This window comes from Collinsella sp. SGI.095, assembly GCF_050314535.1.
Lineage (GTDB): Bacteria > Actinomycetota > Coriobacteriia > Coriobacteriales > Coriobacteriaceae > Collinsella.
The window spans coordinates 145,525-165,881 of sequence record NZ_JBNPNG010000002.1 but is presented as its reverse complement, the minus strand read 5'-3'; the positions used below and the strand labels follow the sequence as shown (position 1 = coordinate 165,881).

Here is a 20,357-nt window from a genome sequence, read left to right as displayed (position 1 = left end):
GTACCCAAGATTGGGCAAACGACACAAAATCGTTTGTCACCGGGATAGAAATCGAGCGAGGCAAAGCCTTTGACGGCGTTTGCCTCGCTCGCTCGTTGCAAGGTTATCTTTACCTTACGTTATCGTTCATCGCGAAGGAATTCTTCATGGCACAGCTCGTGGTGTAGAGCACCTTGCCCAACAGGGCATCGGTCTCCACGCGCACAAGCTCGGCAAAGGCCTCGTTGGCGCGGGCGAGCTCGGCGGGCACCTCGGCCTCGGGCAGAGCGGCAACGGCAGCGTCAACGTCGTGAATCTGCTTGTGGCCCATGCCGCCGACCTTCTCCTGATAATCCTCGACCGCGCGACCGCACTCATGGAAGCGAACATCGGCCAAGGCACCGATCAGGCGATTTGCCCAATAGAAATTCTCGGACGTCACGCGAGCCTGCGTGTCGGCATAGTACTCGGGCATGGTCTCGACATTGGCGTACAGCGGCACAAGCGCGTTAAACGAGTTGGAGCCAAACGCCATCCACTGCACGGCGCGATACGCCGGCTGCGCATAGGGGCGCAGCTGCAGCACGGCGAGCTGGCTGTTGCGGTTGATGCCGATGGGACGATAGGCGCCGCGCGTGGCGGGCGTACCCTTGCTGCCGTAGCAGTCGTACTCCGTGCCCTGGTAGTGGCTCGAAAGCACGTACTTGATGTCCTCGAGGGTCACCTTGCGCTCGGGCACGCGACTCCAGGGAATGTCGTCGCTCTCGGGCGTGTAGTCGGCGTCGGGACCGTCCCACACATCGCTGGGGTTGAGGCAGCGCTGCATGTACCAGGCGCGCGGTGTGTTGTAGACGTGGTCGCTGTCGCTGTGCGAGCCAAAGGCCTCGCGCGGGTTAAAGACCGCGGCGGGACCGTCGCCCTTAACGCCCAGCGTCAGATCCAGATGCCACTCGGCCATCCAAGTGCGTAGGTCGGCCGAGCACATGTGGTCGACCTGCGCGCCCTCGGCGTCGTCCAAGTCAAAGCTGTCGATACCCAGCTGGTTGGGCATGGTCACATAGGCGTCGTCGGGCACGCGCTTGGCGATCCAGTGGTGGCCGCCGATGGTCTCGAGCCACCAGATCTCGTCAACGTCGCTAAAGGCGATGCCGTTGTTCTCGTAGGTGCCGTAGCGCTCGAGCAGGTCGCCCAGAATACGCACACCGTCGCGGGCGGACTTGGCGTATGGCAGCACCAGGGTCACCATATCCTCCTCGCCCAGACCGCCGGGCTGCGCCGGCACATAGCCGTCCTCGCCCTCGTTACCCTTGGCGGGTACGAAATCCACGAGCGGATCGGCGCCGCGGACGCGCTCGTTGGTGGTGAGCGTCTCGGTTGCGGACATGCCAACATTGAGCTCGTTGAAACCGGCCTCGGCCCAAATGCCATGACCCGGGACAACGTCGGGGACGCTTGTGTAACGCATGGGATTGTCGGGCAGCTCAACGGTCAGGTGGCTCAGAACACTCGTGTAGACACGCGGCTGCTCGTCGGGATGCACTACGCGCATGCGCTTGGGCTCAAATACCCCATTGGGCGAGTCCTCGTTGCGGGCAACCAGCGTCGACCCGTCATAGCTCGCGTTCTTACCGACCAAAATCGTTGTGCACGGCATGCGCATCCTCCTTGAGCGAAAAAATCAAACGGCAACAGTGTATCGCTTCGGTGCAAAAAGGGCGAAACCACAGCCTCGGCAGCCCCGTGGTCAAAAGCCTATTTCGATGCGCGCTCGGCCGCTTCGATCACGTGTTTGGCGAGAATCGCGGTGGTCACAGCCCCCACGCCGCCCGGCACGGGCGTGATGGCGCTAACGACCGGCTCCGCAGCATCAAAATCGACGTCGCCGACCAGCTTGCCGGCGGCCTCGTCCCAGTTAATGCCCACATCGATGATCGTCTGGCCCTCGCGAACCGCATCCGCGCCAATCGTGCGCGCGCGTCCAACTGCCGCAACCACTACATCAGCCGCACGACACTCGGCAGCAAGGTCGCGCGTGTGCGTATGGCACGTCGTCACCGTGGCATTGCGAGCCGTAAGCATGGCGGTAACGGGACGGCCAATCACCAGAGACCGACCGACGACCGCGACCTTGGCCCCATCCAGCTCAACACCGTAATGGTCCAGCAACGCCAACACGGCCTCGGCCGTGCAGGGAGCAAAGCCCTCGCCTCGCCCCGAAAGCGTGGTAAGTAGCGAAGCCGGCGTCATGGAGTCGACATCCTTGGCGGGATCGAGTGCCGCGGCAACCGCATCCTCGTCAAGCCCAGCGGGCAGCGGGCGAAACACTAGGCACCCATGAACGGCGGGGTCGGCATTGATGTCCTTAATAGCCGCCAGCAGCTCATACTGCGAAGCATCGGCGGGAAGCAAAACGCGGCGAGCCTCAATGCCAGCCTTTTCACAGCGCTTGAGGGCGCCGCGCTCGTACGATAGATCGTCCTCGCGCTCGCCCACACGAACGATGGCCAGCGTCGGCACAACGCCCTGTTCGCGCAGGGCGGCGCAGCGAGCAGCGAGCTTCTCGGTCAAAGCACGGGCAACGGGAGCGCCTTTGAGCAGCTCGGCCATGGCTATCCCCTCTTCCTGGCTGCGTCGGCGGCGCGGCGCGCCAGCGCATCGGCGCGCGGCAGCCACGTATCGAGCAGCTCATCGCACGCCGCCTCGAGTTCCTCGGCGCGCGCCCGGTCTTTCATAGATGTGGTGTTGGCAAAGAGCGTCAGACTCGCGCCCTGCATGGCGGCGCGGCAGAACACGGCGCCACAAGCCACGTCGGACAGCAGCTGGCGCGAACCCTTGTCCGCCATGTCCTCGAGCAGCGCCAGCGCGCGCCCGCAGGCATCCATAATGCGATACGGTGGCATAGCCGCCACGTGCAGCGCATCCTGAATCGCAGCCGGTCGAGCCGGATCCTCGCGCGAAATACCGTACGCCGCGGACACCTGGCCGTAGGCACGAACGTCCTCGGCGACCAGGTCCACAAGTTCCTGTGCCAACTCATCCGCCCGGGCAAACGCGTGCGCCAAATCGTCCGCTCGATCGGCAAGCGCGGGATTGGTCGCCCCGTAGCGCGCGACCATTCCGCACAGCGAGGCGCCCAGCGCGCCCACAAAGGCGCTCGCGCTGCCGCCGCCGGGAACCGGCTCGCGCGCGGCAAGCGCCTCGGCAAATCCGCGACAGGTTTTATCCATCATCTCTTGGCTCATACGCACGCACCTTCAAGTCATATAGATCGGTCGGGCGGCAACCGCCGGCCAACTGTATCGATCAAGTAATGGTGCTAAGTCTAGCCCATAAGCACATGAGCGTCAGCGCATCTGGCCATCGCGGATTTCTATGACACACGATAGGCGTCGGCGCCGCAAGCATGGGACACATGGCCCACCCGCGCGAGCCGCCCGCGCGTACAGTAAAGGCAGGTAATCCATGCACGGTTACAGATGAGGAGACACGACCATAAAAAGAAGGCCTTTGCGATTGTCACCCTCTGCATCAGTCTCTTTGCCGCGGTTGCCCTGGTGGGTTGCGGCGGAAGCGGTGGCGCTACCGGCAGTGGCGGTGGCGGCGGCGCGGAAAAGCCAGCCGTGGATATGCGGACCGACTTCATTTGGTTTAAGGTCGAGGTCCCCGAGGGCGTCGAGATCATCAACGTTGACGGTGGCAGCGTCTACGTGCGCATCGACAACGTCGAAGAGCACAAGGACGCTGTCGAGACCATGATGAAGTCCCTGGAGTTTGCCGATGACATCGCCAAGGCCAAGACCGAGGCCATGGACGTCAAGCTCGACGATATCGAGATCAAACGCTAAAGCTCCAACGGCATGCAGCGGCGCCGTTTTAGCTCAGCCGGGATGCAAGGTGCGACTCCTTGCATCCCGGTTTTTTGTGCGCGCAGGCGCCCGGTCACATCACCATATTGAGCACGTTGACGAATTCCTGCGCCTTCGCGTGGCTGCTGGGGCTGAAGGTGCAGGCGGTCAGCAGCCTGTTACTGTGCCTCTGTTGTCCCTAGCATTTCATTCTAGTAGCCACGAGACCCTTTCGCGAAGGCCTCCGACGACGTCGCAGTTTCTGTCCCCGCCAGGCTTTATGATAATCGCCATTAGCCAGCCTTAGCCATTAAGCAGCATCCCTCAAGAGGAAAGCGGGAGATACGAATGGGCACACCAAAACCGTCTTTGCGCGACTGCATCTACGGACTTGCCGTCGGCGACGCGCTGGGCGTTCCCTACGAGTTCAGGCCTCGCGGCACGTTCCAATGCACCGACATGATTGGCTATGGCACGCATGGGCAACCCGCCGGCACCTGGAGCGACGACACATCTATGACGCTTGCTACCTGCGACTCGATTAGGGAGCTCGGGTATATCGACACCGCAGACATGCGCGACAAGTTCGTAGGCTGGATTGCCCGTGGCGAGTATACGATCGACGGCGTTTTCGATTACGGCGGCACGACCGCTCGAGCCCTGCGCACCGGCAAAGGAGGCTCCGGCGAGCGCGACAACGGCAACGGTTCGCTCATGCGCATCGCGCCCCTGGCGTTTGTCGACGCGACGGACGAAGAGATCCGTGAGGTCTCTGCAATCACCCACGCTCATAGAACATCGACCGACACATGCGTCATATTTGTCGAGCTGATGAGAGACGTGCTGAGCGGCGCACTCCCCTCGTGGGCGCTGCAGCTGAAAAGCGCGCCCGAGCACGAAATCAGATCCGGCGGCTTCGTGCGCGACACGCTTAAGGCAGCCACCTGGTGCTTCGTCAACACCAGCAGCTACGAAGACTGCGTGCTTGCCGCCGTCAACCTGGGCGACGACACCGACACCACCGCAGCCGTCGCAGGTGCACTCGCAGGCACAGCCTACGGCATGGACGCAATTCCACAGGAGTGGATCGATACCCTGCGCGGTAAAGAGCTGATTGAGAGCTGCTTGTTTTAGATCGCGGCGGCAGCAGAAACAGGCCAGGAGGCATCATGGAGAGGAAGACTGCACGCATAGATGAGTTCCAAGTGGACGAGCACGAGATTCCGCTACTCCCAGCAGGGCTGAAGGAGGAAGGAGACCTCTATGTCCTCTCCGACGGGCGTTATCTTCCCTGCGGAGTCTACAAGACCGCGGACGGCGACTTGCTCCTTTATGAGCCATCCGAACTTAGTTTCTTCGGGCAGATGACTACCCAATTCAAAGAGAGCTAGAGGTTTGATTGTCCGTTAGATCGACGCTGTTCCAAACCAGGGGATGGGTGGAGAAGGGGGTCATAGAAAAGGGCCAGTTGCAGCCGGCCCTTTAGACATTAGCTCTTGCGTTGCCCGCGTCTCCGAAGTTTAAGCGCTGAGGAGCGGGTTCCGCGGCACAACCTGATTTTACCCGGTGGGGCGGCTCTTTTGCAGCCGTCCCACCGTTTATTTAGATCTACTACGACGGACAGCTCGCACTACTGCGTACTGTCCCGTACCGCCCCCCTACTTCCCAAATATCGCGCCAAACAAACCCTTGCGTTTGGGCTTTTCCTCTCGGTAGGAACCCTCGGCCGCCGCTGCCACCTGACGCGGTTGCTCGCCGCCTCCACGGCGTACGATCTGGTATAGGAACGGCGATTTAACGTATTTGACCTCGATGGGCGTGGCGTGCACGGTGCTTTCGTTCGATAGATGCAGGCTCGGGTTGAGTGGTGCCACCACATGCGTCTCGCGCTTGTCGCTAAACACCACCGCGGCCGCACGACCCGTCTGGCCGTTTACGGCAATGCGCACCTGCTCGCCTTCGCGGCTGTCCGACGCCGGACGATCGACAAAGTAGACCGGCACCATCACCAGACCATCCTTGTGCTTGCGGGCCTTGCGCGCCCACGTGCGGATACTCTTTTTATTGAGCCCCAGCACCGCCTCGGCATCGTTTCCGGCAACGTCGAGCGCCAGCTTATCAATGACCACCTGGTCCTTGGTAGACGCATCGACGGAGACAACGCGGAAGTCGCCTTCCTGCATGGCGGGATCGAACGGCCCAACCTTGGCAAAGTCCCACGGCTCCAAAATGCCCATAAGACGAACGTCCAGGTAGTTTGCCCGCGGATATGCCCAGTCGAGCACCTCGTAGTACACCAAGGTCTCCTTGCTCAGCCCCTTGCCCGGGAAGGACGCCATCATGCGCAAATCCGCGAGCGCCATGGGAAAGTAGAAGAGCATCATGTCGTTTTGGATCGCGTCTTCTACATCGTGACCGGCAAAGGCTTCCGCATACTGGTGCACCAGCTGCAGCGCGTTGGCACGTGCCTGCTGCGGCGAGATTTCGCAGGGAATACCCTGCTCGGGTACATACTCCGCACCAACGCCCATGGTCAGGCGCTTGCTAAAGGCACCGGGCTTGAGCAGGTCGGCGATTCCGATCTTATTGCCGCATGACGGGCATTCAAACACGCGCTGGGTCGACTCGCCTTCGAAGGATGCGCCACAGAAGGGGCACGGGATGCTCACGTGCGTAGCCTCTTGAAACTCCTGCGCCGTGCCGCGGTCCTCCCACAGTAGATGCTCCAGAACCGACTGGTTGCGCCAGTGCGCATGAAAGAAATACCGGTCGGGGTCCACCGGGCGCTCGAGCTGCGACACATGGGTGAGCTTAAGCAGCCCATCGACAACCGTCAGCGGCGCATGGCGAATGCCCAGGGCGCTCCTGGGCTCCCCCGCATCGGCCTGCCACGGAACGACCGTGCCGCAATAGGCGCACTCAAAGCTGCGTTGAGCCTGGTGCGAGTACATGGGGCCGCCGCAGTTTTGGCATTTAATGGCAAACATCTCATCCATGGATACATCCTCCTTTACGCAGGGGCTGTCGACATTAAGTATGTCGAGCAGGCAGGCACAAGCCCATACCCATGTGGCCCAAAATGGAGCACCCGATCGGACAAGAAGCCCCGCTCGTTAGCTCCCGCAGACCATTACTGCATTTTCTGAGCATCGGCGCACGGCGCGCCCAGGCAAGCTACACTATCCCCTTAAACGAGGATGCGAGGAGGTACGCCATGCTATTTGTAAATCGGCTGGTACATACACTTGTTCCTGGCAGCGAGGGCGAGCCGGTCGATGCATCATGTCGCACCAACGCGGGCTTTGCCGCAAGCCTCGTCTGCATTGGCCTCAACATTACCCTGTGCCTGGCCAAGGGCATCGCGGGTCTGCTCGCCGGCTCTGTCTCACTTGTCGCCGACGCCTTTAACAACCTCTCCGACGCCTCGAGCAACATTGTGAGCTTGCTCGGGTTCCGCCTTGCCAGCCGCCCGGCCGACGAAGGTCACCCCTATGGCCACGGCCGTTACGAATACCTCGCCGGCTTGTTTGTCGCCGTCCTCGTTTGTGCCGTCGGCATCAACCTGGTGCTCGAGTCCATTACCAAGATCATCAAGCCCTCCCCCACCGCCTACACGCTGGTCTCCCTAGCCGCCCTCGTCTTATCCATGCTCGTCAAATTATGGATGGCCGCATTCAACCGCGCGCTGGGCGACCGCATCGACTCGGAGACGCTCATCGCCACGGCGCAGGACTCCAAAAACGACGTCATTACCTCGGGCTCGGTCTTGGCGGCGGCGCTTATTTCGCAGACGACCGGCTTTGACCTCGATGGCTGGGCAGGCCTGGGTGTGGGCATCTTCATCTGCATCAGCGGCATGGGCCTGGTGCGCGACGCCATCAGCCCGCTGTTGGGACAAGCGCCCGACCCCAAGCTCGTCCAGGAAATCCGCGACAGGATCATGTCGTACCCCCAGGTCTTGGGCACACACGACCTCATGGTGCACGACTACGGCCCCGGCCGTCAGTTTGCCACCGCACACGTGGAAATGCCCGGCGAGGGCGATGCCTTTGAGCACCACGAGATCCTGGACACCATCGAACACGATATTAAACGCCAGATGGGCATCGACATCACGCTGCACTGCGACCCCATCGCCACCACCGGCGACGACCTGCGCAGCTGGGTCAAGCATGGCGTCATGCAGATCGATCCCGCGCTCTCCATCCATGACCTGCACGAGCACGATGGCTTTGTGTCATTTGACCTGGTGCGTCCCGACGGCTTTCGCATCTCCGACGACGAGCTGTTGGAGCGCGTAACGCATATCGTGCACGAGCGCAGGCCCGATGCATCATGCGTTGTCACGTTTGACTCGGGTTTTAGCTCGCCCGACCGTCCGGCAGAACAGTTGTAGCCCCGCTCCGCTCGGCCGCTAGTTTCCCTGCGCGCCCGAAATGCCATTTTGCAGGGCATCCCAGGCGTTCGTTGCCATATCGCCCAGGTTCTGTGCAGTATCGCCGAGATTCTGAGCCGTGTCACCCAGCTCTTGGGCCTTATCCCCAAGCTCCTGCGCCTTGTTGCTCAGGTCCTCCAGCGTGTTAGAGCTCGAGCTGTCCGTGGCGCCTTGATCAGCGGACGCATTGCCCGACGAGCCGTCCTTGCGCGTGAGCTGAATCTCAAGGTTGCCGTCACCGTTGTAGTAGGCAGATGTGACGACCCAGTTGGCATCGACGACGGGCGTCGAGCCATCATCGGTCAGGATCACGGCGCTCGAAAGGTCGGCCCCGCGCGACTTGAGGAGCTTCTTGGCGTTTGACCAGTACTGACCCGGGATATCGCTCAGGTCGACGGTGCCGGACTGGGCAGTCTCGGTCTGCTCGGCCGTGGTATCAGTCGTGGCGCCCCGCTTGTTGAGCATGCCCGACACAATGGCGAACACAATCGAAAGGGCAAAGAAGATCGCCAGCACGACGAGGATCTTCTTAATCACGCTCGACGAACGCGAAGGCTTCTTCTCCTCGTCCTCGCCATACTGGGGGATTGACTTGGGATACTCACGATACGGCTCGCGCGCGTATCGGTCGTGCGACTCGTAGCGCGGCTGTGCCGTGCGCGGCATATATGTCGTCTGCTGAGGTTGTGGAATGGGATTTTGCAGCAGGTCATCATAAGGGTCTACCGCCGCGTTGCCGTAGGGGTTCTGCGATGAGACACCATGCGGGTCCTGCGCCGCGTTTCCGTAATTCACAACGCGCGTAGGATCGGCCGACACCTGCGTCGTATCGGGGGCAGCGTAGCCGGGATTCGGCACGACGCGGGTCTCATCGGCGCCATTGCCCGTCCGCGGGGAGCCGTAGCCACCCATTACGGTCGTCTTGTCCTGGTCCATGCAACGTTTCCTTTCCGTCGCCTGTAAGCATCAAGTTATCCATGCATTCTACCCGCGCAAAAGCCTATGATGGACAAAGCCCGCCGGTATCTACAAGACATGCGCGGCCGACGGTCACAAGCGAATCGAGGATATGTCATGGCAAAAAGCAAGCTCATCAAGGACACGACGCGTGCCGAGCGTGAGGAGATCATTAAACTGGCGCTCGCTGGCTGCGGCAACGGCAGCTGCGACAACTGCGGCAGCTGCAGCTTGGGAGCCGGCGATCCGTACGGTACCTACCAGCCCTACATTGACGGCGAGATGGAAATCGCCGACATCAACATGATGGTCGCCGAGCGCAACGCCAAACTTTTCGGCCTCCAGCGCGGCTAACGACCTCTTCTTGGGCTGTGCACCAAAAAATGCGCCCATCTACTACGTTTAACCCAAGGGTACCAACATATCCTTGTTGAACTTGGCGACACCTATACCCTGGCCCTTTACCTGAGGATAGGTCCACGTAGCCGTGATCTGGCACGTGTCATCGGGGGACGGATTCAGCGGGCCTTCGCCAACCGCGGCCGTAAAGTCGACATCCTGCGTGGCAGAAACGGCTTCGTAGCCCACCTGCGCACCGTCATCGTCCCTCGACTTCAGCTGCTCCAGCGTCGTGGCCACCGTTGCGATGTTGCTGGCTACGCTCTCCTCGGTGCTGGTAAGCACGGCGCTCAGCTCGGACACTTCACCTCATTGACCCAACAGCCACAAAATGATCCGTAATCCTTCCGTCCCCAAGGGATCAAAAAGCCCCGCCGGGCCTTGGTAGGCGCGGCGGGGCGGGCTAGCGGCTATGAGCAGCAGGCTTAGAACAGGCCGGTGATGTTGCCGTCGTTGTCGACGTCGATGTTCTCGGCCGCGGGAACCTTGGGTAGACCCGGCATGGTCAGAACGCTGCCGGTCAGCGCGACCACAAAGTGGGCACCGGCGGAAACCTTGAGCTCGCGCACGGTGATGCGGAAGTTCTCGGGCGCGCCCAGAGCCTTGGCGTTATCGCTAAAGCTGTACTGGGTCTTGGCGACGCACACCGGCAGGTTGCCAAAGCCGTTCTCGCGCAGCTCGGCGAGCTGGCGCTTGGCAGCCGGCGTAAAGTCGACGCCATCGGCGCGGTAGACCTTGGTGGCAACGGCCTCCAGGGCGTCGGCCACATCGGCACCGTCCTCGTAGGCAAACTTGAGCTCGCTCGGCTGCTCAATCAGGCGCATGACCTCATCGGCCAGGTCGAGTGCGCCCTCGCCGCCCTTGGCCCAAACCTCGGACAGCTTAACGTTGACGCCGAGCTTCTGGCACTCGGACTCGATGAGCGCAAGTTCGGCCTCGGTGTCCGTCGGGAAGCGGTTGATGGCGACCACGCAGGGAAGACCATAGACGTTCTGGATGTTGTCGACGTGGCGCAGCAGGTTGGGCATGCCGGCCTTAAGGGCCTCGAGGTTCTCGTCGTTGAGGTCGGCCTTGGCGACACCGCCGTTATACTTAAGCGCGCGGGCAGTGGCGACGACCACGACGGCGCTGGGGCGAACGCCCGTCATGCGGCACTTGATGTCCAGGAACTTCTCGGCACCAAGGTCGGCGCCAAAGCCGGCCTCGGTAATCGCGACGTCACCAAAACGCATGGCCATGCGGGTGGCCATGATGGAGTTGCAGCCGTGGGCGATATTGGCGAAGGGGCCGCCGTGGACAAACGCGGGCGTGCCCTCGAGCGTCTGCACCAGGTTGGGCTTGAGCGCATCCTTAAGCAGCGCGGCCATGGCGCCCTGGGCCTTAAGGTCGCGGGCGCGGACGGGCTCGCCGGCATAGCTGTAGCCGACAACGATCTCGCCCAGGCGCTCCTTAAGATCGTTGATGCTCGTGGACAGGCACAGAATCGCCATGACCTCGGAGGCAACGGTGATATCGAAGCCGTCCTCGCGCGGCACGCCCTGGGCCTTGCCGCCAATGCCATCGATAACATGGCGCAGTTGACGGTCGTTCATGTCGACGACGCGCTTCCAGGTGATGCGCTTAACATCGATGCCGAGCTGGTTGCCCTGCTGAATATGGTTGTCGAGCATGGCGGCCAGCAGGTTGTTGGCGGCACCGATAGCGTGGAAGTCTCCGGTAAAGTGCAGGTTGATGTCCTCCATGGGGATGACCTGGGCCCAGCCGCCGCCGGCGGCACCGCCCTTTACGCCAAAGACGGGACCGAGCGAAGGTTCGCGTAGGGCAACGGCGCTCTTGACGCCGCGACGACGCAGACCGTCGGCCAGACCGATGGTCGTGGTGGTCTTGCCCTCGCCCGCAGGCGTGGGATTAATAGCGGTCACAAGGACAAGCTTGGCCTGGTGATCAGTTGGCTCGTTGAGCAGAGAATAGTCGACCTTTGCCTTGTCGAAGCCGTACGGAATCAGGTGCTTAACGTCGACGCCGGCGTTCTTGGCCACCTCGGTAATGGGCAGCGGCGTGACGGAACGTGCGATTTCGATGTCAGTAGGCATGGGCGGTCCTTTCGTTACCGGATGAGAAAAAGACCAATTCAGCATAGCACGGGCGCGCAATAGTAAAACACCCGTAACCGATGAACGGCGATATGTTTATCCAATGCCCAGCGATAGCCTACAGATGCGCTAAAACAAGCCCATTCCTACAGGGTCGGCTCGATACCCAAATGCTCGAATGTGCGCAGGGTTGCCTGGCGACCCTGCGGTGTGCGAATCATCAATCCGCACTGCAACAGGTAGGGTTCGTAGACATCTTCGAGCGTACCCGGGTCCTCACCCACCGCGCTGGCAAGGGTCGTCAGGCCCACGGCACGGCCGGAGAACGTCTTGGCGAGCGTCTCCAAGATGCGAATGTCCATCCAGTCCAGACCAAGCTCGTCAATCTCGAAGAACTCGAGCGCCTGACGGCAGATATCAAGCTCAATAGGACCGTTGCCGCGCACCTGGGCGTAATCGCGCACGCGCTTGAGCAAGCGGTTGGCAAGACGCGGCGTACCGCGCGAGCGTGAGCCGATCTCGAGCGCGCTCGGATGGTCTATTGTCACTCCCAAAATGGTTGCCGAGCGCGTCACAATCTGGGCAAGCTCCTCGATCGTGTAGTAGTCCAGGCGATACGAAATACCAAAACGGTCGCGCAGCGGGCCGGTCAGCATACCCGAGCGGGTCGTTGCCGCCACCAGCGTAAACTTGGGGATATCCAGGCGAATCGAGCGCGCCGCCGGACCTTTGCCAATCACGATATCGAGCGCAAAGTCCTCCATCGCGGGATACAGGACCTCCTCGACCGAACGGTTGAGACGGTGGATCTCGTCGATAAACAGCACGTCACCCGGCTGTAAGTTGGTAAGGATGGCCGCCAGGTCGCCGGTGCGCGCGATGGCCGGGCCACTCGTCGTCTTAATCTGAGCGCCCAGCTCGTTGGCTATAACGGTGGCCAGCGTGGTCTTGCCCAGACCCGGAGGGCCCGAGAAGATCACGTGGTCGAGCGTCTCGCCACGGCTCTGCGCCGCCTCGATCAGCACGCGAAGGCTCTGCTTGATATGCTCCTGACCGCAGTAGTCGTCCAGGCGCTGGGGACGCAGGGTACGGTCGACATCGAGGTCCTCGGGCGTCAGCTCCGAGCCCACCATGCGCTCGCCATGCGCCATGGATGCCGCCGGCGAGTTGCCGGGCGTCGCCCACAGGTCCTGAGAGTCATCGGCTTCCCACATCACGCATCCATTCCGAGTCGCTTAAGCGCCGCGCCGAGCAGATCCTCGACACGCATATCCTGCCCATCATACCCGCTCAGAGCGACATCGGCCTCCTGCGGGCTAAAGCCCATGGAAAGGAGTGCCGCACGGGCATCATCGATGGCCGAGGGAGCGGCAGCGGGCACGGGCATCGCAACCTGTCCGGGAATCACGTCGACCGGCACAAAGCCCTTATCCTTGGCAAAGGTACTCTTGAGCTCCAGAATGAGGCGCTGGGCTGTCTTTTTACCCACACCGGAAACCTTGGCCATGCCCTTGTCGTCCTCGGCCATCACCAGCGAATACAGCTGCCCCACGGTATAGGTGGAAAGCACGGCGAGCGCCAAGCGCGGGCCAACGCCCGAGACGGACACGAGCCGGTCGAACATTGTGCGCTCATCCTTTGAGGAAAATCCGAAAAGTGTCATGGCGTCCTCGCGCACCTGCATACGCGTGTAGAGGCGGACCTCGCCGCCGGGCGTCGGCAACGTGGCCGCAGTGCTGCCCGAGATGCCGAGCTCAAAGCCAACGCCCGACACATCGACGACAGCAGAACTCATCGTGGCCTCGACAAGCGTTCCGTGGAGCTGGGAGATCATCAGTATCCGGTTCCTCTCTGTTGATAGAACTCGCCGCCGGTAAGCGCTCGGGTGCGACTGAGGTTAACGTGGCAGATGGCGCAGGCCAGGGCATCGGCGGCATGGTCGGGGTGCGGGTCGTGATCGAGCTGCGTAAGCGTACGCACCATGTAGGCGACCTGTCGTTTGTCTGCGGCGCCGGTGCCCACAACAGCCTGCTTAATCTGCATAGGCGTGTATTCGCCAATCTCGAGCGCGCACTCCGAAAGCGCCACAAGCGCAGCGCCGCGGGCATGCGCCGTGGGGATGGCCGAACGAACGTTGGCGCCAAAGTAGATGCTCTCGATAGCAGCGGTATCGGGACGATAGCGTTCGACAACGCCCTTGAGATCGCGAGCGATATGCGACAGGCGCACCGCGAGCGGACTTCCAGCACTGGTCTCGATGCAGCCATAGGCACGACAGCGAACCTCGCCACGTCGTTCCTCGATAATCCCCCACCCCGTATGGGCCAAACCAGGGTCGATACCCAAGATAACCAAGCCAACCTCCCCTCGTCACAAGCGCAGCGCAAGGCAAGGCCCCACGCACTATTCACGAACGTCTGTTCTAGAATAACACAACGGGGCCAAGATGCTTAGTTAAAGCATCGGGGTTGGGAGCGAATCCTATCCCCAGTTTAGTTCTGCGAGAAAAAAGGAAACTGACGGGGATCCACCGGCGGATGTGGCATCGGCGTGCCCTGGGGCCCGCCCTGCGGTCCGCCCTGGCCGCCCATCATCCTTTCGATAGCGTCCTGGACCTCGCCCTCGAACTTTTTCATTCCCTCGTGCAAACGACGCTGACCGTCCTCAGAGCGCAGCTCCTCCATCTGCTCGGGCGAAATACCCAACAGCTCACCCAACAGACCCATCATCTCACCGCGCATGCGATCGCCCGTATCGCTATCGGCAAAGCGGCGCACTTCGGCGCGCGCCAGTGAATCAACCGTCATGCGCTCCTTGCCGTTGAGCCCCAAATCGGACCACGCAAGCATGTACGGCCAAGCGCGCTCGGCAAACGAACGGGCCGAAACGATCGGCGCCGGCGGCAACATGCGACGGGCAGCCTCACCCTGTCGAACGAGCATCAGCAGCAGCGAGCAAGCCTCAGGCTTGCCAGCGGCCATCGGGATGTCGTCGAAAGATCGATTGCGGTCCACGTGCGCCTCGAGCGCGCCATCGACCTCACCAGGCTCAAGCCCGCCGAGCAGCTGTGCCGCGCGGTCGAGCATATCGACCGGACCGTCGAGCGTCGAGAGCGCCTGCGCCAGCACTCGCTCCATACAATCTTCCACCGCGTTGAGCGTCACGAGCTCTTGGGGCACCACGGCAGACGTGCGGTTGCGCACGCGCGCCACAAACTCAAGCGTCGACAGGTACACATCGCCAAAGGGCGCAAAGTCGCCCTGGTAGCCGCCGGACAGCGCGGGTGCCGCTAGCGCGTACTCGGTCTTGGAGAGCGGGCTCAACGCCATGGCGCCCAGCTCGAGCGCCGTATCCTCGAGCATCAGGCCCAGCGCACGCGAGCGCAGACGCTCGGCATCGCCCGCTGACACGTCGCGATCGAGCACACGCGCCGCATCCGGTGCATCGCGCTCGACGGTGCGAATGTGCAGGCGCTCGGCAATCGCGCGGACGGCGGCGCAACGGGCGGCCTCGGCCTCTTCCTGAGCCGGCGTAAAGATACGGTTGCGCCCCAGCACAAGGCCAATCACATTACGCGGGCCCAGAGCGTCAACGGCAAGTGCCGCCAGCAGGGACGACGGCAAGTCACCCTCGAGTGCCACCACAGCACGCGACGCGCCGCGAGCGCGGGCATTGTCGCGCACGGCGAGCACCAGCGCCTGCCACAGCCACTCCTCGGAACGAAACTCGGGCAGTTCGTGATCTTCCAGGGCATCGAGCATCACGCCGCGCTGAATCTCCTGAACCAGCAGGCTCTCCTCAAAACACGGCGCCTGGGCCACCACGCGACCGCAGTCGTCGAGCACAAACGAACCGCCGGTATACACCGACTCGTCGTACGCACCGACCGGCGCCATGCAGGCAAACCACACGCTGCGCTTAGATGCGATCTTGCGGTAGGCACCGCTGCGAACGGCGGCGATGGCGGCAGTCTCGCGGTCGGTCATGTCAAACGCGTTGAATTGGAAATACGCAATAAGGTCAACACCGGTCGGCAACATCTCGAGTTCGCGGTCCAAGTCAAAAATCACGGCGATGCGCACGCCGTCCACGTCGAACACCGGCGGCGCCCAACGCGTATCGTTGTTCTCGCCACGCTGCAGGGCAATGCTCGATCGAGCCGGCACCACATGACCGTCCTTGAGCATCATGTAGTCGAGCAGCGGCTGGCCCTCAAACGAAACCGCCGCGGGCACGATGCAGATCATATCGAGCTCTTGGATACGCTCGGCAACACCGGTCAGGCCTGTCAGCATGTCGTGCTCAAAGTCGGCAGTACCCATCAGGCCGCCGGGCAGAGCACCCATAAAGAGCGGAGCCGGGACGCACAGCACGCGCGCCCCGCGCTCGTGGGCCAAACGAGCCTGGTCCTCGATGCGACCGCAAATGCCCTCAATATCACCCAGGCGCATATCGATCTGTGCAAGCGCGAGCTTCATGGCCCAGCCCTTTCCGTCGTAAACCATCGAAACCGTAGTAAAAGCGCCGGCCGCATAATGCAGCCGGCGCTTGCATGTGCATATGCTAGCTATGATACCCCGAGCGGGGGCGCGCTCCTAGAACGTCGCGGACCACAGCCCATGCAGGTTGCAGTAGGCATAGACGGTACCGGTCTTGGAGCCGCCAGCGAAAAACGTCGCGGGCTTCATGCCGGGCTCAAGGTAATGGACCTCCAGGCGGCCCTCGGCCTCAAGCGCGATCCACTCGATGTAGTGCTCGGGCAGCATGGGGTGCTCCGTCGAGCCCACGCGCGCACGAATGACGTGGCCATCGCGCTCGATCTCGACAACAGGCACGTGCTTCTCGTGCGCCGCGTCCTCGGTGTTTGCCGTCAGCTCCGTGCAGCCGGCAGGGGTCGCAACATCGTCGCCAAGAGCGGCAACGAGCTTGCCGTCGGAGTCTTTAAAGAATTTCGCCATGATGTTCTCCTTTGCTGATGTGCCAATGTTCTCAATGGTTCTTATGCCCAAAGAGCGCCGAACCATCCATGGCATTGCAAATGAACACATAACGGGTGGGATAAACGGTCGGGCCAGGACGAACCGGCGACCTGGCCCAGCCCGGCGGCCCCATCCCGCGCGCAGCTAGCGACCGTCGCCACCGAGCAGCGCCAGAACATCCTCGCGGGTAAACAGCGCCGACGAGATGCCGTCACCGCCGAGCACACTGTTGACCAGGTCGCGCTTGGACTCCTGCATCTGCATGATGCGTTCCTCGATCGTGTCCTTGGCGATGAGCTTGTACACGGTCACGGTGTGCTGCTGGCCAATGCGGTGGGCGCGGTCGGTCGCCTGGTCCTGCGCCGCCACGTTCCACCACGGGTCGTAGTGGATGACCACGTCGGCAGCCGTCAAATTAAGGCCCACGCCGCCCGCCTTGAGCGAAATCAAGAACACCGGCACCTCGCCCGCTTGGAACTGCGCAACCATCTTGGCGCGGCTCTCTTTAGACGATGCGCCCGTAAGCTTAAGGAAGGCGATATCCTCCTTGGCCAGGCGCTTGCCGATGATATCGAGCATGCCCGTAAACTGGCTGAACAGCAAGATGCGATGACCGCCGTCGAGCGCGCCGTGGACGAGCTCCATACACGTATCGAGCTTGGCGCTTCCTGCCTTGTAGTCCGCGTAATGCAGATGAGGATCACAGCAGATCTGGCGCAGCTTGGTGAGCTCGGCAAGTACCTTGAGCTTATCTTTTTTGAACTCCCCGGCCTCGCGGTGCTGCACTTGCTGGGCAATGCGGTCCTGGTTGGCCAGGTAGAGCTTACGCTGCTCGCCGGCGAGCTGCGCCATCACCGTATCCTCGATCTTCTCGGGCAGGTCGGCCACTACGTCTTCCTTGACGCGGCGCAGCACAAACGGCGACACGAGAGCCTGCAGGCGAGCGGCGCTGTCACCCTCGGCGTGCTCGACCGGGCTTTCGAAGCGCTTGGCAAACGACTCGCGCGTGCCGAGCAGGCCCGGCATCAAAAAGTCGAAGATGCTCCAGAGCTCGGACAAGCGGTTTTCGATGGGCGTGCCCGTCAAGGCAAAGCGCACGCCGGCAGGCAGACGCTTTGCGGCGCGAGCCACCTGCGTGAGCGGGTTTTTAATGTACTGGGCTTCATCCAGCACCACGCGGGCAAAGTCCTGCTCGACGTACTCGTCGATATCGCGGCGCATGAGGTCATACGACGTTACGACCACGTTATGCTCGGCCACGCCGGCTATCTGCACGCGACGCTGGGCCTTAGCACCCACAATGGCGCACACATCGAGCGAGGGGGCAAAGCGCTCCAGCTCGGCAGTCCAGTTGTACACGAGCGATGCGGGACATACCACGAGCGTGGGCTTAGCGTCCCCCGCCTCCACGCGCGCCAGGATATGCGCGATCATCTGGAGCGTTTTGCCCAGGCCCATGTCGTCGGCCAAGATGCCGCCAAGGCCCAGGTGTTCGAGCGAACCGAGCCACTGGTAGCCGTCGACCTGGTAGCCGCGCAGCGTGGCCTTGAGCGCAGCGGGCACCGTAAAGTCCATCTTGCCGAGCGTGTCCAGGCGCTCGACGGTGCGACGGAATGCAGCGTCGCGATCGGCTTCGAGCGCGGGCGTGCGCGCAAGCATGCTGTCGACGAACAGGGTACTCGACGCGGGAAGCGACACGCCGTCGAGCAGGTCGACGGCATCGACCCCCAGATCCTCGGCAAGGCCAAACGCGGCGCGCGCTCCCTCGTCCAGGCGAATGATGTCGCCCGACGTGAGACGAGCAAACGTCTGGTGACGCTTGTAGGAATCGAGGTAGATGGCAAGGTCTGCCGCCGAAAGGCCGCTCGCGCCCAGTTCGACGTCGAGCAGGTTACTCTTGACGGTGGCGCGCACCGAAAGCTTGGGCGCAGGGCGGACCGAAATCTGGCGCAGACGGTCGCTGAGCATGACCTCGCCCAGCTCGGACAGGGCAGACAGGCCCTCAGTCAGCAAGTGGAACAGGCTCTCGTCATCGCGCTCCTCAAACGCCAGGCCACCCTCGTAAAAGTCGAAATACAGAGCCGCCGTATCCATAACGCGAAACTCTGCCACCTCGTCGCGCGGCGGCACGCCCGGGCGCTGCTCTTCGAAGGGGCTGCCCGGAGCGCCCATGCTAAAGAGATCTGCCGACCAGTCGCCGTAGGTAACCGTAATTTTGCAGGTCACAAGGCCATCGTCGACGCCGATCGCCATGGCAAAGCTTGGCTCGGGCGCCACGGTATCGAGCACAGCGGGCGCGGTAAGGTCGGTGTAGTCGCGCAAGATAGGCAGCGCCATGCGGCAAAACTCGCCCACCTGGTCGGCGGCGATATGGACCGGTGTGCGGCAGGGCAACAAGTGCGATAGGAACGGCGCGGCATGTTGGGCAAACGCCGTGTCGGTACGGCGCGCGCGGCGCGTATCGACCAGATAGGCAACGTCGCCCGAGGCAAAGCAGTACGTATCGGCCGGAAGGCGCAAGTCGTAGCTGCCCCCGGCTGCCGGCACAATCTTGGCAGCAATCAGCGGCGGGCGCTTAGCCGGAACTTCGTTCTCCCCTTGCGGCGACGGCTCGACCGCCACCTCGTAGGCGCGATGCGTCGTCGTCCCCCGCGACCAAGCAGGCTCAAAGGACATGGCCCTGCCGCGCAGCAGGTCCAGCACGGACACGATGGAATACTCGGATACCGGCAACTGACGCTCGGCGACAAAACCGCTGCGGGCAAAGTCGTACGATGCCGAGCGCGAGCTCGTAATATCGCCTAGGTAGGCGACCGTCATTGCAACAAAGTCAAGCAGCTTTGCCGACACATCATCGAAAGCCTCGGGCACATGAAGGAACGTAAGCTTCTTGCCATAGGAGAACGTACCGCCGCGCGCATAGGCATCGGCCATGCCGTCGATATCCTTAACCACGTAGGACACCGAGCCGCAGCGGATGCGAAACTCAAGCGCCCAGCTAAAGCGATCGGCAAACAGCGGATTGTAGTACGGCACCAGCGAGGGCTCCAGCACTGCTTTGGGCGCATCGGGGTCAATGGTGCCAGCGAGCTTGCGGCGCATGGCCACGAGTTTATCCATGCGCGCGTCCGAAAGATCGGAAAGCGCTGCCACAAGGCTCGGGCTCGTGGGCACGGGCGCCGGGAAGGGAAAGTTGGGGTTGACCGCAGATGCGCTGGGCGCGGGGCGTGTGGGCTGATTGGACTGTGCGGGCGACACCGTAAACGTGCGGACCGGCGTGCGCAAACCCTCGACGGGCTCGGCGCCGCTGGCATCCAGATACGCCAACGCCGTGGCGATGGCGTGCTTGCACATGCCGGAATAGCGGAAGGCGGCGGGGCAATCGCAGTCGTAGTCGACAACCTCGTGCTCGTCCATATCGAGCGCCACGTGCGTCTTATACAGGTCGCCGCGCGAGCCACGCACCGTGCCCTCGATATTCACGTTTTTGGAGAAGCGCGAGCCGGAGTCCTCAAACGACAGCACGGCGCCGTTGAGCATGAGCGAACGCCCCTTCATAAAGGTACTGCTGAGCGCCGCCTCCTTACGAAGCGCCTGCACAAACGTCCCCTGCGCCATCGCTTCCTCCAATCTCACCCGGGGTAGCTAATTTGGGACGGGGCTATTTTAG

The 20,357-nt window shown here is 62.2% G+C and carries 18 protein-coding genes; 5 read left to right on the top strand and 13 right to left on the bottom strand.

The window, feature by feature from the left end:
- Positions 1-109: 109 nt before the first annotated feature.
- The 3 genes from ACQRCA_RS01565 to ACQRCA_RS01555 form a co-directional block, all read right to left on the bottom strand.
- The gene (locus ACQRCA_RS01565; RefSeq protein ID WP_427717845.1) at positions 110-1,633 is read right to left on the bottom strand and encodes a C69 family dipeptidase; all 1,524 of its coding nucleotides are present in this window, start codon (positions 1,631-1,633) and stop codon (positions 110-112) included.
- 98 nt (positions 1,634-1,731) lie between these two features.
- The gene (locus tag ACQRCA_RS01560) at positions 1,732-2,586 is read right to left on the bottom strand and encodes a bifunctional 5,10-methylenetetrahydrofolate dehydrogenase/5,10-methenyltetrahydrofolate cyclohydrolase (protein WP_427717843.1); all 855 of its coding nucleotides are present in this window, start codon (positions 2,584-2,586) and stop codon (positions 1,732-1,734) included.
- A 2-nt stretch (positions 2,587-2,588) separates the two neighbouring features.
- Positions 2,589-3,221, bottom strand: coding sequence for a cyclodeaminase/cyclohydrolase family protein (locus tag ACQRCA_RS01555; RefSeq protein WP_427717841.1), 633 nt, complete (start codon positions 3,219-3,221; stop codon positions 2,589-2,591).
- 234 nt (positions 3,222-3,455) lie between these two features.
- Between ACQRCA_RS01555 and ACQRCA_RS01550 the strand changes: the two genes are divergently transcribed.
- The 3 genes from ACQRCA_RS01550 to ACQRCA_RS01540 all read left to right on the top strand — a co-directional run bounded on the left by ACQRCA_RS01550 (position 3,456) and on the right by ACQRCA_RS01540 (position 5,215).
- Positions 3,456-3,824, top strand: coding sequence for a hypothetical protein (locus tag ACQRCA_RS01550; protein WP_427717838.1), 369 nt, complete (start codon positions 3,456-3,458; stop codon positions 3,822-3,824).
- 348 nt (positions 3,825-4,172) lie between these two features.
- Positions 4,173-4,958, top strand: coding sequence for an ADP-ribosylglycohydrolase family protein (locus tag ACQRCA_RS01545; protein ID WP_427717836.1), 786 nt, complete (start codon positions 4,173-4,175; stop codon positions 4,956-4,958).
- A 35-nt stretch (positions 4,959-4,993) separates the two neighbouring features.
- A complete protein-coding gene (locus tag ACQRCA_RS01540; RefSeq protein WP_427717834.1) occupies positions 4,994-5,215 on the top strand; it encodes a hypothetical protein in 222 nt (73 codons plus the stop codon).
- Between the two features lie 267 nt (positions 5,216-5,482).
- Here ACQRCA_RS01540 and ACQRCA_RS01535 read toward each other — a convergent pair whose 3' ends face one another.
- Positions 5,483-6,820, bottom strand: coding sequence for a hypothetical protein (locus ACQRCA_RS01535; RefSeq protein WP_427717831.1), 1,338 nt, complete (start codon positions 6,818-6,820; stop codon positions 5,483-5,485).
- A gap of 218 nt (positions 6,821-7,038) precedes the next feature.
- On the opposite strand from ACQRCA_RS01535, the gene ACQRCA_RS01530 reads away from it, so the two are divergent.
- A complete protein-coding gene (locus tag ACQRCA_RS01530; protein WP_427717828.1) occupies positions 7,039-8,220 on the top strand; it encodes a cation diffusion facilitator family transporter in 1,182 nt (393 codons plus the stop codon).
- Positions 8,221-8,238: 18 nt separating this feature from the next.
- On the opposite strand, the gene ACQRCA_RS01525 is transcribed toward ACQRCA_RS01530, so the two are convergent.
- Complete coding sequence (locus tag ACQRCA_RS01525) at positions 8,239-9,195, bottom strand: hypothetical protein (protein ID WP_427717826.1); 957 nt, start codon at positions 9,193-9,195, stop codon at positions 8,239-8,241.
- Between the two features lie 138 nt (positions 9,196-9,333).
- Here ACQRCA_RS01525 and ACQRCA_RS01520 point away from each other — a divergent pair, with 138 nt between their 5' ends.
- A complete protein-coding gene (locus tag ACQRCA_RS01520; RefSeq protein WP_035137347.1) occupies positions 9,334-9,570 on the top strand; it encodes a hypothetical protein in 237 nt (78 codons plus the stop codon).
- 48 nt (positions 9,571-9,618) lie between these two features.
- Here ACQRCA_RS01520 and ACQRCA_RS01515 read toward each other — a convergent pair whose 3' ends face one another.
- The 8 genes from ACQRCA_RS01515 to ACQRCA_RS01480 all read right to left on the bottom strand — a co-directional run bounded on the left by ACQRCA_RS01515 (position 9,619) and on the right by ACQRCA_RS01480 (position 20,305).
- Positions 9,619-9,918, bottom strand: coding sequence for a hypothetical protein (locus tag ACQRCA_RS01515; RefSeq protein WP_427717823.1), 300 nt, complete (start codon positions 9,916-9,918; stop codon positions 9,619-9,621).
- Positions 9,919-10,040: 122 nt separating this feature from the next.
- Positions 10,041-11,708 (bottom strand): formate--tetrahydrofolate ligase, encoded by a 1,668-nt coding sequence (locus tag ACQRCA_RS01510; protein ID WP_427717820.1) that lies wholly within the window; start codon positions 11,706-11,708, stop codon positions 10,041-10,043.
- 146 nt (positions 11,709-11,854) lie between these two features.
- Entirely contained in the window at positions 11,855-12,922 is a 1,068-nt protein-coding gene (gene ruvB / locus ACQRCA_RS01505) for a Holliday junction branch migration DNA helicase RuvB (protein ID WP_427717818.1), read from the bottom strand.
- On the bottom strand, positions 12,922-13,542 hold the full coding sequence (ruvA, locus tag ACQRCA_RS01500; protein ID WP_427717815.1) for a Holliday junction branch migration protein RuvA: 621 nt from the start codon (positions 13,540-13,542) through the stop codon (positions 12,922-12,924). Before ruvA ends, ruvB begins: the two co-directional genes overlap by 1 nt.
- Positions 13,542-14,063, bottom strand: coding sequence for a crossover junction endodeoxyribonuclease RuvC (gene ruvC / locus ACQRCA_RS01495; protein WP_035137351.1), 522 nt, complete (start codon positions 14,061-14,063; stop codon positions 13,542-13,544). Before ruvC ends, ruvA begins: the two co-directional genes overlap by 1 nt.
- Positions 14,064-14,200: 137 nt before the next feature.
- Positions 14,201-16,186, bottom strand: a complete 1,986-nt coding sequence (locus tag ACQRCA_RS01490; protein WP_427717811.1) for a hypothetical protein — start codon at positions 16,184-16,186, stop codon at positions 14,201-14,203.
- Positions 16,187-16,303: 117 nt separating this feature from the next.
- Positions 16,304-16,666 (bottom strand): desulfoferrodoxin family protein, encoded by a 363-nt coding sequence (locus ACQRCA_RS01485; protein WP_154515902.1) that lies wholly within the window; start codon positions 16,664-16,666, stop codon positions 16,304-16,306.
- Positions 16,667-16,831: 165 nt separating this feature from the next.
- On the bottom strand, positions 16,832-20,305 hold the full coding sequence (locus tag ACQRCA_RS01480) for an SNF2-related protein (protein ID WP_427717809.1): 3,474 nt from the start codon (positions 20,303-20,305) through the stop codon (positions 16,832-16,834).
- Between the last annotated feature and the right edge of the window lie 52 nt (positions 20,306-20,357).